General features: G+C 39.4%; 11 protein-coding genes. 2 read left to right on the forward strand and 9 right to left on the reverse strand.

Translation table 11 applies throughout. From position 1 onward, the window contains the following. Window positions 1–384: 384 nt before the first annotated feature. Window positions 385–948 carry a glycerol-3-phosphate responsive antiterminator gene (locus QMF37_RS07800; protein ID WP_071153926.1) on the forward strand — a complete coding sequence of 188 codons (564 nt, stop codon included), beginning with the start codon at window positions 385–387 and terminating at the stop codon, window positions 946–948. Here QMF37_RS07800 and QMF37_RS07805 read toward each other — a convergent pair. The 5 genes from QMF37_RS07805 to QMF37_RS07825 all read right to left on the reverse strand — a co-directional run bounded on the left by QMF37_RS07805 (window position 943) and on the right by QMF37_RS07825 (window position 6,747). Next, the gene (locus QMF37_RS07805; RefSeq protein WP_177167587.1) at window positions 943–1,716 is read right to left on the reverse strand and encodes an HAD-IIA family hydrolase; all 774 of its coding nucleotides are present in this window, start codon (window positions 1,714–1,716) and stop codon (window positions 943–945) included. The genes QMF37_RS07800 and QMF37_RS07805 overlap by 6 nt on opposite strands. Before the next feature lie 19 nt (window positions 1,717–1,735). Then, window positions 1,736–3,439: an ABC transporter permease gene (locus QMF37_RS07810; RefSeq protein WP_071153928.1), complete on the reverse strand. Its 1,704-nt coding sequence runs from the start codon at window positions 3,437–3,439 to the stop codon at window positions 1,736–1,738. After that, a complete protein-coding gene (locus QMF37_RS07815; RefSeq protein WP_283477654.1) occupies window positions 3,436–4,566 on the reverse strand; it encodes an ABC transporter ATP-binding protein in 1,131 nt (376 codons plus the stop codon). The genes QMF37_RS07810 and QMF37_RS07815 overlap by 4 nt, the downstream gene beginning before the upstream one ends. A 21-nt stretch (window positions 4,567–4,587) precedes the next feature. Then, complete coding sequence (locus QMF37_RS07820; RefSeq protein WP_149456549.1) at window positions 4,588–5,616, reverse strand: ABC transporter substrate-binding protein; 1,029 nt, start codon at window positions 5,614–5,616, stop codon at window positions 4,588–4,590. A gap of 234 nt (window positions 5,617–5,850) precedes the next feature. After that, entirely contained in the window at window positions 5,851–6,747 is an 897-nt protein-coding gene (locus QMF37_RS07825) for a glycerophosphodiester phosphodiesterase (RefSeq protein WP_283477658.1), read from the reverse strand. Window positions 6,748–7,307: 560 nt separating this feature from the next. Here QMF37_RS07825 and QMF37_RS07830 point away from each other — a divergent pair. Next, the gene (locus QMF37_RS07830) at window positions 7,308–8,039 is read left to right on the forward strand and encodes a DUF6904 family protein (RefSeq protein WP_071153931.1); all 732 of its coding nucleotides are present in this window, start codon (window positions 7,308–7,310) and stop codon (window positions 8,037–8,039) included. A 232-nt stretch (window positions 8,040–8,271) separates the two neighbouring features. Here QMF37_RS07830 and QMF37_RS07835 read toward each other — a convergent pair whose 3' ends face one another. From QMF37_RS07835 to QMF37_RS07850, 4 genes are all read right to left on the reverse strand, one after another. Next, entirely contained in the window at window positions 8,272–8,580 is a 309-nt protein-coding gene (locus QMF37_RS07835; protein WP_283477661.1) for a hypothetical protein, read from the reverse strand. Window positions 8,581–8,812: 232 nt separating this feature from the next. After that, window positions 8,813–10,057, reverse strand: coding sequence for a TerD family protein (locus tag QMF37_RS07840; protein ID WP_283477663.1), 1,245 nt, complete (start codon window positions 10,055–10,057; stop codon window positions 8,813–8,815). Between the two features lie 327 nt (window positions 10,058–10,384). Continuing rightward, window positions 10,385–11,710, reverse strand: a complete 1,326-nt coding sequence (locus QMF37_RS07845; RefSeq protein WP_283477665.1) for a PQQ-dependent sugar dehydrogenase — start codon at window positions 11,708–11,710, stop codon at window positions 10,385–10,387. Window positions 11,711–12,253: 543 nt separating this feature from the next. Then, window positions 12,254–13,720, reverse strand: a complete 1,467-nt coding sequence (locus QMF37_RS07850; protein WP_283477667.1) for a TerD family protein — start codon at window positions 13,718–13,720, stop codon at window positions 12,254–12,256. Window positions 13,721–14,126 lie beyond the last annotated feature (406 nt).

Raw genomic sequence — 14,126 nt, forward strand, 5'->3', positions numbered from 1 at the left:
ACCTTTGTGGAACTAAGGTTGCAGGTAGTTCTTTTATAAAGAGCGGTATAGTTGACGTTGTGTAACCAGGCGTATTAGAGATGAGTAAAATAAAAAAGCCATACCCGCAATGCAGGTATAGCGGGTGTGGCAATGTAAGGATATAAATTGTCGTGTACCGTTGGAATCGTTTAGAAATTTTATGTGATTTTATTCAGCTTTTAATATAATCCGTGCTTGTACGACCCACTCACCAACAGATGGTACGCAGAAGTTAAAAAAAGCTCATGGAAGTACTTCCCACAAGCCATTTTTAGATGATTCCTTTTAAAATTTTTTATTCAGAAATTTGTGCATATGGTACACTATCCCTATAATACATACTAAGGCGAAAGGATGATAAGTATGAGTTTAGTGGATATGGTTGAATCTCAAATGATCGCATCTGTAACAAACGAAATGGATTTAGATCATGCACTGAACAGCAAGGCAAATATTGTCTTCTTATTAACTGGAAATTTAATGACGATTTCAAGTTACGTTGATCAACTGCGCGATGCTGGTAAACACGTATTTATTCATTTGGACTTTATCGACGGCCTCTCTAATTCTCGTAATGCCATTGAATACGTTTCTAGTCAATGGAAACCCACAGGAATTATTACGACTAAAAGTCATATGGTTAAAATGGCTAATGAACTTGGTTTAAAAACCATTCAACGAATTTTTCTTTTAGATCATACTGCAATTGCAAAAGGGATTGAAATGGTCAAATCCTGTAAACCCGACGCTGTTGAAATTATGCCTGGCATTATGCCAAAAATCATTGATCAATTATCACATGAGATTGACTTCCCTATCATAGCTGGTGGCCTAATCGATAACATCTCTGAAGTTCACGAAGCTTTAAAAGCTGGTGCACTTGCTGTTTCTTCTGGAAATTCTGAGATGTGGAATTTTGATTTATAAGGTGCAAATGTCTTTCACACTTTCTAATACATAATCAGGTTTAAAAGTCGCTTGTTTCAACATCTCTGGTTTCGTAATTCCCGTCAGGACAAGAACAGATTGGATACCCGCTTCATTTGCCATTCGAATATCTGTTTCTAGACGATCCCCCACCATAAAACAATCTGAAGCTTTCATTTTCAATACACGGTTTAAAATATAGTCGGCCATTAATGAAGATGGTTTCCCTGTTATCAAAGTGACAGGTTCTCCTGTTGCACCTTCCATTGCCCCAATCATTGCACCACAATCTGGAACTTCTCCTTCAATCATAGGACAAGTTCTATCTGGATTTGTTGCAATGATCACTGCTCCATTACGCCATGCCTGAAATGCATCATTTAATTTATTGTAAGTAAACTGACGATCCCAACCTAAAACGACATAAGAAGCGCTGGCAGGAATATCTGCCAGCTTTATTTGTTCCTCTTCCAGTTCCAAAAACAATGGTTTCTCTCCAATTACATAGGCGGTATCGTCTTCCTTCATCTGTGATTTTAGATAATGAGCAGTAATGTAATTTGAATTTATGACTTCATCTAATTTCACTTGAATACCCAGACTGTTTAGTTTAGTGACGTAATCTTCTCTTTTAGCTATCGATTTGTTAGTCAAAAACACAACTTTATCTCCGCGCGCTTTTAAGCTTTTTATCGCTTCAACAACACCTTTGATGACGATATCTTCAACGTAAATTGTTCCATCCAAATCAAATATGAAACCCCTCATGCTATCCACCTCGGCTACTTTATAATTGCTCTTTACGCGTTAACAGACTTGCTACATACTGTAAAATCAACACAATCACAATCATCACAATCGACATTGCCGCAGCCGTATAGAATTCACCGCGCAAAATATTTTGGAAAATCGCTAAACTCATTGGCGCCCATTCAGGTGGAGCTAGCAGGATAGACACACTCGCTTCTTTAATAACCGTGATAAATACAAGAACCGATCCAGCTGCAATACCGGGCAGTAACAGTGGCCCAATAATCGTAATGGCCGCAGTTAATGGAGTAGCTCCCAGGTTTACTGCAGCTTCCTCAATATCTTGCTTGATAGCTCTCATTGATCCCATCGTTGAACGAACCATATACGGCAGCCTTCTAATTGTATAGGCCACGATTAACAAGAAAGCGGTTCCCGTCAGTTGTAATGGAGCGGTATTAAAGGTCTGAATCAAAGCGATACCAAATGCAATACCTGGTACTACTAATGGAATAGATGCCATGAAATCTAGTTTCGAAGAATTTTGACGGACTACAAAGTAGGAAACAAATGTAGCAATAATTACGCTTAAAATTAGCGCTCCTGTTGCCAAGACAATACTATTTGTAATATTGCCCATTGATCCACTAAAAATGGTTCGGTAATGATCCAATGTATATCCATTTGGTAACATTCCTCTTCCCCACGTTGTTGCGATTGATTGCAATGCAACGGACAATATCGCAAAAAGTGGAATTAATACGATTAAAAATGAGTATATAGCAAGCACTCGGCTCAATCCTTTATGCTCTACTAATTTTTGTTGCTTCGGTTTACCTGAAACAGAACCATAATTTTTGCCTTTTGTGAATAAATACTGAAGCCAGAAGAAAAATCCAGCTACAATTACCATCACAACAGTTAAGATGGCAGCACCACCCCAGTTAAAGAAACCAGCAATTTCACGGTATGCTTCAACGACCAATAAGTTTAAATTAGCAGGTGCGAGAATAATAGGCGTTCCAAAATCCGAGAAACTGACTGTAAAAATCAATAATGCACTTGAAATTACTCCTGGAATTGCTAGTGGGAATGTGACAAAAACAAATGTAAACCAACTTTTTGCCCCCAAATTTTGGGAAGCTTCTTCTAAACTAACATCACTAATTTTAAATGCTGCTACTAGTGGCCAAAGTGCGTATGGAAAGAAGAAGAACACCTGCACCATTGCAATTCCAGTCATGGAATACGGATCAATTAACATGCCTTCTCCACCTAATTTATTGTAAATCTCGGTGACCCATCCAGCTCTACCAAACATGATGATAAATGCGTAAGCAGAAATGAATGTCGGTACGATTAGCGGCACAGTACATAGCGCAGAAATCGTCTTTTTAAAAGGCATTTTAGTACGGGCAATTCCGTATGCTAGAGGAATACAAAGAATAATAACAATAATCGTTACACCAAAAGCCAAAAACAAACTGTTTTTCAATGCATCTGCATATCCTGAATTACTAAAAATTTGTTTGTAATTATCAAGTGAGCTGTTTCCAAGTTTTTCAATTGTGGAACTCATAATAGCTGGATCCGTTATCGAACCTAAAATATTAATGGGCTCTCCTGTAAAACTGACTACGAATACAGAGATTAACGGCAAAATCATAAAAAGACCGAAGAATAGATAGATCAACCACTTAATAACTGTTAATCCACTAAAAGTATTTTTTATCTTTTTCATATTAACAGCACCCTTTCGTGAGCAACTGTCAGTTTTACTTCTTTGCCTTTTTCGTAAATACTCCCACCCGTAGAATAGGTAGTATCGATGACTAATTGGTACGAGCCCACTTGAACGTCATAGCGAACAATCGACCCTAAATATGTAGACATTAGTACAATTCCTTGAATAACATTTGTTTCTGATAACTCGATAATACTTTCTGCTGCTTCTACTTTGATGTGTTCGGGACGAATAATAACATCTACTTCTGGTTTATTCGGTTTTTTAGTCGATTGTAAATCGAAGCCTTCTCCTTGTACTCTGTACAAGCCATTTTCTTCTCCAATTACCGTTCCTTTAAGGATGTTTGAAGTTCCAACAAAATTAGCAATAAAAGGAGTTGCAGGATTACTATAAAGATCTGTAGGAGTTCCAATTTGAATAATATTTCCTGCATCCATTACAGCTACTCTGTCAGCCATACTCATTGCTTCTTCTTGATCATGTGTAACGAATATTGTCGTAATCCCCAATTCTTGTTGGATTCGACGAATCGTATTGCGCATCGAATGACGAAGTTTTTGATCTAAATTCGATAAAGGTTCATCCATCAATAAAACAGCCGGTTCCATTACTAAAGCTCTTGCCAGTGCGACACGTTGTTGTTGTCCACCAGATAACTCACTTGTTAAACGGTGCGCATGTTGATCTAATTCTACATACTTTAGTATCTCCATTACTTTCGCTTCAATATGTTTAGGTGTTTTACCTAGTTTTTTATTCAATAAACGCGCATAAATTCCAGCTTGTTTAAAGATATTGCTGCTATTTAGTTGCTTAATATTCAAGCTGTATGCCACATTCTCAAACACATTCATATGTGGGAAAAGTGCATAACTTTGAAAGACCATACCGCAATTTCGTTTGTTTGCAGGAATTTTTTCTACTTCTCGGTCGCCAATACGAATTGTCCCCGAAGTTGGTTGTTCAAATCCCGCAATACAGCGCATCATCGTCGTTTTTCCGCACCCAGAAGGGCCAAGGAGGGCGAAAAACTCCCCCTCCTTGATATCCAAATCAATATTTTGTAAAGCTGTAAAACTTCCAAAACTTTTTATCAAGTTATTTACTTTGACAGAACCCATATCCATTCACCCTCTTTTTAATTATTGAAATCGATCTTTCCATTCGTTTCTTACACGGTCGTAGTTTTCGTTGACCCAATCAATATCAAGATCCACCGCATTCTTTTTAACTTCTTCTAGCGTTAAATCTGTCTTAGATTCTACTTCTGAATTGATTGGAATATGATAAGCATCCGCCATGATTTGTTGAGCTTCTTCACTTAGTAAGTAGTCGATAAATGCTTTTCCGCCTTCTGGATTTGGTCCGCCTTCGATTAACGAAGCTGGGTTAACGAGGACTGGCGTTTTATCTGGAAGAATAAAATCAACGCTTTCGCCTGCATTCTTTTGCTCATATGCCATAAAGTCAAAACCAATTCCAATATGAGCTTCTCCCATTGCAACGCCTTTTGTTGGAGCAGAACCTGAGTCAGGCATAGAGTTCGCTTGTTCAGATAGCTTCTCGAAATATGCCCATCCTTCTTCTTCACCACGTTGCATTAACTGATCCATTACCATTAAAGTAGCTGTTCCTGAAGCTGCTGGGTTTGGAAATTGAATTTTGCCTTTCCATTTTGGATCTAACAGCTCGTCCCATGTTTTTGGTGCCTCTTCTTCAGTTACTAATTCTGTATTATATGAAAAACCAAGTACAAAGACTTCTACCCCTACGTATTTTCCATCGCCGTGTTTCATTTTGATGCCATCTTCTACTTCGCTCCAGTCAGCCGCAACATCTGGAATATAAGAAGCCAAAATCCCGCGGTCTACCGCCGCTTCAAAAGGAAGAATTCCTCCACCGCCGTACCAAACATCAGCTTTTGGATTATCTTTTTCTGCTAGCATTTGGTTGACAAGTACGTTTGTTCCTGCGTATTGTACATCAACTGGACTGCCGTTAAGCTCTTCGTATTTAGTAGCCAATTCTTTTGTAAACTCTGGTGTTTCAGGTGAATACAAGGTAATTCGTTCTCCCCCGCCTTCTCCACTATCGCCGCCTCCACCAGCACATCCTGCTAACACACTTGCTGATAACATTAATCCGACCATTAATCCTGAAACCTTCTTCATCCCAATTCCCCCTTGTGTTTTAGTTGTTTTGCAGAAAAAAAATGAACGCTGAACCAAGCCCCTGTAATTAGGAACTTGCATTCAGGCGTTCATCTCATCGTCTCTGCCTCGTTATGCAACTAGCTAAATTATACAATAGATTCAGAATATTGCAAGCGCTTACTTGATGTTTCTTACATATTCTTCATACTTATGAATTCCTGTTAAATCTACCCATCAGGTCAGCTAGCCACCTTATTTTTTCCCTTTCAATACTTCGTTTAAAAGATCAGGATAATTCGTAAACATTCCGGTTACTCCCCAGTCTAATAGTCGTTCCATGTCCTCTTTTGTATTCACTGTATACGGATGAATCAACAAATCATTTTCGCGAGCTTTTTCTACATACGCTCTATCGATGCGCTTGAAACTTGGACCAACACCAATGGCATATTCTTTAATCTCAGCAATTTGTTCGTCTGTAATGGTTGCAGGACCCGAGTATGAAAGTAATTGAACCAATGGAACTCTCGGGTTTAATGCATGCATTTTCAATAAGCTTTCTTGGCTAAACGATTGAACCAAAACTTTACTAGATGGCGCATTCTGTCCAATCATTTTATATTTAGTAAGAACGCGCAGCAATTCTTCTTCCATACCTGGGTAAACTTCTGGCGCTTTTGTTTCGATATAATATCTTGCACCGCGACCGAATTCTTGAAAGACTTCTTCAAGAGTTGGCACTTTTAGACCAACATATTCTGCTTTTGCTTGCTCAGGATAAGCTTCGTTAAACCAAGAGCCAGCATCTAATTGCTTAATCTCTGCAAGTGTCATATCTTTTACGTAGCCTGTTCCGTTCGTCGTCCGATCTACTTTTTCATCATGCATAGCAATCAATACACCATCTTTTGTCATTTGTAAATCGATTTCAATATAATCTCCGTGCAGATCTTCTCCCAATTCATAAGAGACCAGTGTATGCTCAGGTGCATATCCGGAAGCTCCTCGATGAGCCACATTTAAAATCTTATTCGGATTCAACAAAGGTGCTTGTGATTTTGCAAAACTTGGCGTTGAACTAAACGTAAACACGGTACTGAGCAATAATAAAATCAATAAGCTATACGAAACCTTTTTCAAAGACTTCATCTCCCTATCTTTTTTTTGACCAATTGCACATTAGATCGACTATCACTAAACATTTTGTTCTCCGTGGCAAGAATAGCAATTTACATACTAAATTTTATGCTAATAAAACTCCTCCTTAAATTCCCAGATTAAAGAAACCATAATGAAAATATTCAAAATTGTCAAACTAATTTTAAATCCTTTGACTTTTCAACTGCAAAATATGCTCTACATCCAGTCGACAAATTAGGAGGAATAAATTTTCTAAACAATTTATACAGCTGAATAACATCATTTTTCTTCCCAGGGAACGACACAATTCTTGATAACTCAACTTCCGAAACATATCCATCAATTCGAGAGTATGACGTATCACTCTATGAAGAAAAACCTTTTACTACGGATTCTGATAGAGATAACTCGGAGAAATAATTTTAATGCGAACTGCCCACCTTTCCTCTTATAGAAAGGTGGACAGTTTTATTTCATGGATACTGTGCTTTTTGTCATCTTTTCTTGTTACTCGTATGCAAAAGACTGATTTTTGCTACAATGGAGAAAAACCTCAAAGGAGACTTCACATGCTGCAAATCAACAATACCCCACATTACGCTGGCGTTACCGTTGCTGGCGACTACCAGGATCTTGACGAATTATACGAAGCGCTGCACCTAATCGTTGGTGAAGAAGGTGAACTGCCTGCATACGACTCTGTCCGGATTCGGGTGCTTGGTGTCTGTTACGATATCCGTCACGCGATGATGGGCGGCCGCGGTGCAACTGCTGTGCCCAATGGCTTCGATAAAGAACGGGCTCGCTACATGCCAATTATCGGCCCTGACACCAATATCTACCTAACCTTTGAAGTCATGTGGCCGGAATTACTGTTCGTTTCCTTTTCACTCAATGATTTTATTGAACTCTATGAAAAGCGTAGCAACACGCACCCCTGGGATCCGACCATCATTGCTGTCCGTAAATTTCAAGGGGCCGTTGCGCGTTGTTTGCAAGAAACCTTATCCGAATCAAAATATGGCCACCTCAAAAAGTACATCCGCCCTTATATGAACTATACGTATGGCCTTTACCACAACTACGCGACTCAATACGTCGATCACTTGAATATCAAGTTTTTGAAAATGAAGCCAGAAAGACGCCTGGCCAACATCAGCATTATGGCAAAGCGTCTCGGTGAACTGGACCATCTCTATATAAATGCAAGAGTAGGGATTATGGATGCCGCCCGCGACTTGAATGTGCCTGAATCGGAAATCCGATTTAACGAAGAGTATCCGGAAGATTTTGAGTGGTGAGGCGACTGTCGCTTTATATGACGAAGTCTTTTCGAAGATATGCAGTATTGTTTGTGCTGTTCCTAGCAGTCTCCATACATTCCATGTGTCCCGTACAATTCATTGTAGTGTAGGAACCGTTTAGAATGGTTTCTTTCTTTAGGACAGGACATTAACTGACTAGATAGCCAAACAAAAAGAACCTTGAGGTTGTCAAGGTTCTTTTTGCAATTATATATATTAAGCATTTAATTTATATTGCTCTGTCATACATGCCGTTCTCAGTTGTTAGCTCATTTAATTCGGCAATAACAACCTTAGGGGTGGAAGGGTCAAATACTGTAGAAATATAGCTAACTGTAAAAGTATAGGTAGCTTTTATACGGAAGTTTTGATATTCAGGTGAATTTTCTGTGGTCATCCAATAAAGAACATTGCCATCTGTATCCACCAAAGCGACTACGCGGTGCTCGTCATTTTTAAAGCACGACAAAAGCTTAAGATCCCTCGTATATTTCTTCCCTTTTTCAAATCCGTTCACTTCTTTGATCGCAAGCACCATCGAAATACACCTCATTCCATAGTGGTATGCATTTAATATAACAGAACTCATGTTCGATTACCAGTCAGAAATTTAAAAAGTGTGAATATTTCGTATTTTAAGATCGAAGAGTTAATTTAAATTAACTCTTCTACTTTTTCGCATGCTTAATAGTCGACAAAATGAGTAGGCGTGTAAATAAAAAACTGTTTCTGTCACCAGTTCCCTCATCTCCATTCAAGAATCAGTTCCATTACTTCGACCCGGCACTCCAGTTCATCCCCCACTTAAACGCTCTATCCATTTCTTTATGGCCATTAAAGTATTCGACTACTTTTTTCACGCTCATCGTTTCATTGTTCACATTTTCGAGAAGCGCGATCGCGCACATTCTCTTGCCTTTTCGGTGTTCATCGAGACGAACCTCAATGTCCGGTCCGCTTTGTTGTTTCATTGTCACAACGCCATCCACTTCTGACCAATTCGCTGCACCTTCGTAAATGAAGGCATAGACAAGAAGTCTTTTGAATTTAGTGATTTTATTGCCATTGATTCGCAGGTTTTCGCCGCCTTTTATGGCTCCTGTCCGATCATCCTGGTCCAGTGCAATATATGGTTCGCTACTTAAGTTCCCAAAACCATTTCCGAGAGCCTGAACAGCTCCTTTATAGCCATCTTCCAGTTCAAAGAGGCAGCCTAGATCCAAATCGACAGAAGAGCCTGCGCCTAGGACTGAAGACAAAAATCCTTTGGCTGTTTTCTGATTCCAATTTAAATTGACAAGGATTTCTCCAAGTGGGGCATTCGTTTTGTTTAAATTGATTTTATCTCCGGTCTTTTTCAGCTCTACTTTCGTAAGATTAATCGAAGCGGTTGCTGGCTGTTTTACCGGCTCTGCTTGCGTTGGTGCTTTTTGAAAGAAATCGAGACCCGCCTGAAAGTGATAGCTTTTGCATAGCTCAGCTAGTCCGTCACTAGAACTTTGTCCAATAGCAGCAAACTTCCATTCCCCGGTATGCACATAGATTTCACCCGCAATGACGCCCGTTCCTGTTAAAGAATCTTTTCCTAATTCGTACCTATGTAATTGTTGTCCATTTTCGGCATTGTCGATTTGGACGTAAGCGTTTGCCACTTGGCCGAAGTCCTGCTTCTTGGATTCTCCATCATACAAATGGATTGCCAGCACAACTTTTTTGATACCAGAAGAAATGTTCTTTAAATCAATAAGGATCTCCTCGTCATCCCCGGCACCTTCACCTGTACGATTATCCTTAGTTAATTGAACTGCACCATCCACACTTTTCAAGTTGTTGTAAAAAACAAGGCCTTCTTTCCCTGCAAGCTCCCCTGCTTCATTGACCAACAATGCAGAAACATCTAAATCAAAGTGGCGACCATGGCTACCAGTATCCCAGCCGAGTCCCACCTTGATTTTTGTCAGTGCAGGATTCGCTTTTGTTAAATCCACCTTTTGTCCTTTTACTAAAACTACCATTAAGATTCCTCCTTTTAGTTACTTAAATCTATTCCCTAATTTCACTATAATACATGTTGAATTTTGTTTACAGAATTTTAAAAAGCAATTTCTCGGAAACACCACCATCAACAAAATATATACAGCTATTTCCTTATTTAAATTATCCAGTATCATGCATTGTTAAAGTTGTTTTTCCACAGAGGCAAACTTCAATAATGTTAATACCTGCATAGGCAACAAAAAAGAAGCAGGCAATCATGAATTTCCACGATTGCCTGCTTCTTTAATATTTTCAAGCGTCTTAAGATCTTGATATAAGCTTAAGTGCTTTTAGAGAATCATAACTTATTCTCCTGCTGCAGACATCTTATAAACCTTACCGCCGTCCGTGATGGCAATAAGCGCGCCATCTTCCGTTACGAGAATATCACGGAAACGTTCGCCTTCATCAGTTAATAGACGTTCTTCTCCAACGATGGTGTCTCCTTCAATAACGACACGCGCAATATAGCTCGACACTAACCCACCGATAAACAAGTTGTTCTCCCATTCAGGAATTGCGTCGTTATCATAGAATGAACTACCACTTGGCGCACTTGTTGGATCCCAATAATAGCGTGGTTCCACAAAGCCTTGCGCCTCGTGTTCTGAAACACCCCCATTGATCAATTCACCCGTGTACTCGATACCATAAGAAACAATTGGCCATCCGTAGTTATTGCCTGGTTTAACAATATTCAGTTCATCCCCAGCTTGTGGACCGAATTCAACAATCCATAAGTCTCCTGTTTCAGGGTGGAAGTCTATTCCTTGAATATTACGGTGACCGTAGCTGTAAATACCATCCAATGCGTCTTCATCTTCGATAAATGGATTCGACTCTACGGGTTCTCCGTCTTGTGTAAGGTGAATGACTTTACCTAGATAAGCATCTAAGTCTTGTGCACGTTCGCGAATTGGATCATCTGAACGCTCACCCGTTGTTAAGAATAGGTTGCCCTCCTCGTCAAAGATAATCCGGCCACCATAATGTAAGGTACCTTCATATGCTGGTGTCGCTTGGAAGATCACTTCAAAATCTTCAAGTGAAGCTTCATCTTCTGACAACATACCTTTACCAACAGCCGTTACTGTACCCCCTTCAACATCTTGAGCAAACGTCATAAAGACTAACCTTGTTTCGTCAAAATCAGGTGCAACCGCTACATCAAGTAAACCACCTTGGTCTTCGTTATTTACTTCGGGAGTACCTTCGATTGGATCTGAAACAGCGCCGTCTTCAAGATTTACAATCAAAAGTTCTGCTGCATCTCGTTGCGTTACAAGTAAGCGATTGGGTTCAAACTCTACCATCCCCCAAGATACGCCAAGACCTTCCACAACCACTTCTGTCTCAATTTCTGTTTCAGTCTTTACTGCAGGTGCTCGTGTTTGTTCTGGAAATGCCGGTTCAAACTCCGTAACTTTTGGTTGAGATTCTGCGCTTTCATTAGCACTTTCTTCAGTGCCCTCGTCAACACCTTCTTCTGTTGCAGCACTTTCTTCTGTTGGAGCATCCGAATCATCAGGGGATTCTTCGTTTGAAGCATCATCATTTCCGCATGCTGCCAAAGTCAATACGAACATCAGCATCGTAAAGAACATTAATTTCGACCATGAAATTTTCGTCATCGTTTTTCCTCCCTTTTTTATATTTTTAAACTGAATCACTATTAAATTCAGTTCATAGAAACCAATTACCAGAAATTGATTAAGCGCTGCATATTATGGGTAAAAACTCCCTTATATATTAACTTTCCCTTAAAACCACTCCAACAAACTGTTTTATTTAACATACATGAAGCATTTGTACTATCTGGTTGGCGTATCGCAATACTTTTCACTTATATTGATTTCACCTCGCTAAGAACACTCATTTTTTTAGCACGCCATTTCTAGTGAGTGTTCGCTGGATTCGGTACAGTTCTCATAAATTTATACAGGCTAAAAGGATCAAAAAAACACACCCGTAGTGTTGATGCAGTGGGTGTGAGAATGTATAGGATATAAATTGTCGTGTATTGTAAAAATCGTTTAGAATTCTTTCCCATGGGCGCGATTTAAATTTTTAATAAAACTCAACAATAACCTCATTCACTTCATCACCGCTTAAGAACGACTTCAGAACTTCCTCTGTTCTTTTGTCTGCTTCCGTTAAAAAACCCTGACTGATTTTCATGCTAATTGAACTCCAAAGTTGGTGCACAATTGCTGAATATCAGACTGATAACCGTTTCCGACTGCAGTGAACTTCCAATCTTCGTTGTAACGATAGATTTCCCCAACTATCAGACAAGTCTCCGGACCACCACCATTGGCCAAATCAAACTGGAACATTTCCTCCCCGGTTTCTGCATTCGTCATCCGGATAAAGACATTGTTCACCATGCTGAAATTCTGCTCTCGAGTTAAAGCATCGTAGATAGTTACAATAAACACAATTTTTTCTACTTCGCTTGATACTTTATCCAGTTCCACAAAGACTGTTTCAGTATTGTTTCCTGCATTACGACTATCCTTCAATAAATTCGTGCTGCCATCTGGCGATTGAGGGTTGTTGTAGAATATAAAAAATTCTTCCTTCGGCACTTTTTGATTTTCATTCAAAAGGAATACATGAACGTCAAGATCGAACTCTGTTCCTTGCTGGCTGCTGACATCCCAGCCCAGTCCAACTTTGAGTTTCGTTAGCGGAGGGTCATCCATAGTTAAGGAGACACGCTCACCTTTTCGTAATGATGGCCTCTTGGTTGGAGCAGGTGTCGTTTCAATTTCCACTAATTTGGTCTCTGGTTCTTCTGATTGAGGGGCTGACACTTCAGGTTCTTTCTCAGCAGGCTTATCTTCTTTCACTTCCGAATCGGCTGGTGTTTCCGGTGCTACTTCTTCAGCCGGCACAGTAGTTGGGCTATCCAATTGTTCTACTCGCTCATTAGACATAATGATGGACTCGTCGATAATGCTCAAATCCAATCTGTTCGCTCCTACCTGCTTGGCAATTGCCGTCGCTTTTTCAATCACTTTCTTTGTAACAGCATGTGGGTAAAAGTCTTTGACAACCAATTTGATGAACTCAGGCGGAAGTTCTTCAAGTGTCTTCTTAAATGAGGTGAGCAGTTTATCCCGGAAGATAATTTCCTCAGTGGCTTCTCGAATGCTGTTTGCTGATATCTTCGTGTAACTGAGTAAATTCAAGAAGTAAAAATCATAATCGGTGAGATTTAAAACATCTAAGGAGTAAAAGGGTTCGATATCCATTAGATTTTCATAGTAGAAGTCCGTAAAAAAGTGATAATTTCGTCCGTCTGTAATGATTCCCAGTTGTACTTCCGGTGTGGAATTATAGTATTTCTGCAGTTGATGGTAATGCCTTTTAATATTGGTGTTTAAAGGCTTGGCCTCAATGATGATTTTGAAGTCACCCAAATCCAACGCATAATCCACTTTGTCGTTGTTCCCCCGTAGGTTGGCCGGCTTGAACTCATGCTTCAAGACATTCGGATCTGTTATGTCGTATCCGAGTGAAGTGAGGAAGGGAAGAATAAGAAAGTGCTTCGTTGTCTGTTCATTAAAGGTCATGTCTTCATTGGTGAGAATCTTCTTTAAATTATCAATTGATTTTTGTGCAGAAGTATCGAGCATATGCCTCTCTCCTTTAGTTTTACTTGTTCCCGCTTACCATCTTAATTCATTGTAACATTTCTCCGACAGAGGTAATTAATGTAAAGCTGTTTTATATATACAATCCTAATGAAAAAAGAGAGGGATTACCAAATGGTCCCTATGTTACAAACAATTCAAACACAATTTATACGAATGAATAGAATCGAAAAACCACATCTGAAATGTTAATGCATCGAGTGTGGCAATGTATGGATTATAAATTGTCGTGTATTGCCAGAATCTTTTAGAATAGTTTTTGACACAGCGTTTAATGTGAAATAAGTCAAGCGCTAACTATAAGGAATTTTGACAACACAAAACCAAAGATCAACTGGAATAAAATTGAAATCGACAATCACAGAACAGTAATGAAGGCATTTCTCCG

The sequence above is a fragment of the Planococcus sp. S3-L1 genome (genome assembly GCF_030063085.1).
In the GTDB taxonomy this organism is placed as follows: domain Bacteria; phylum Bacillota; class Bacilli; order Bacillales_A; family Planococcaceae; genus Planococcus; species Planococcus kocurii.

Coding starts and splice junctions, on each gene's coding strand:
- QMF37_RS07800 (WP_071153926.1), top strand. CDS start 385: ATGAGTTTAGTGGATATGGTTGAATCTCAAATGATCGCATCTGTAACA.
- QMF37_RS07805 (WP_177167587.1), bottom strand. CDS start 1,716: ATGAGGGGTTTCATATTTGATTTGGATGGAACAATTTACGTTGAAGAT.
- QMF37_RS07810 (WP_071153928.1), bottom strand. CDS start 3,439: ATGAAAAAGATAAAAAATACTTTTAGTGGATTAACAGTTATTAAGTGG.
- QMF37_RS07815 (WP_283477654.1), bottom strand. CDS start 4,566: ATGGGTTCTGTCAAAGTAAATAACTTGATAAAAAGTTTTGGAAGTTTT.
- QMF37_RS07820 (WP_149456549.1), bottom strand. CDS start 5,616: ATGAAGAAGGTTTCAGGATTAATGGTCGGATTAATGTTATCAGCAAGT.
- QMF37_RS07825 (WP_283477658.1), bottom strand. CDS start 6,747: ATGAAGTCTTTGAAAAAGGTTTCGTATAGCTTATTGATTTTATTATTG.
- QMF37_RS07830 (WP_071153931.1), top strand. CDS start 7,308: ATGCTGCAAATCAACAATACCCCACATTACGCTGGCGTTACCGTTGCT.
- QMF37_RS07835 (WP_283477661.1), bottom strand. CDS start 8,580: ATGGTGCTTGCGATCAAAGAAGTGAACGGATTTGAAAAAGGGAAGAAA.
- QMF37_RS07840 (WP_283477663.1), bottom strand. CDS start 10,057: ATGGTAGTTTTAGTAAAAGGACAAAAGGTGGATTTAACAAAAGCGAAT.
- QMF37_RS07845 (WP_283477665.1), bottom strand. CDS start 11,710: ATGACGAAAATTTCATGGTCGAAATTAATGTTCTTTACGATGCTGATG.
- QMF37_RS07850 (WP_283477667.1), bottom strand. CDS start 13,720: ATGCTCGATACTTCTGCACAAAAATCAATTGATAATTTAAAGAAGATT.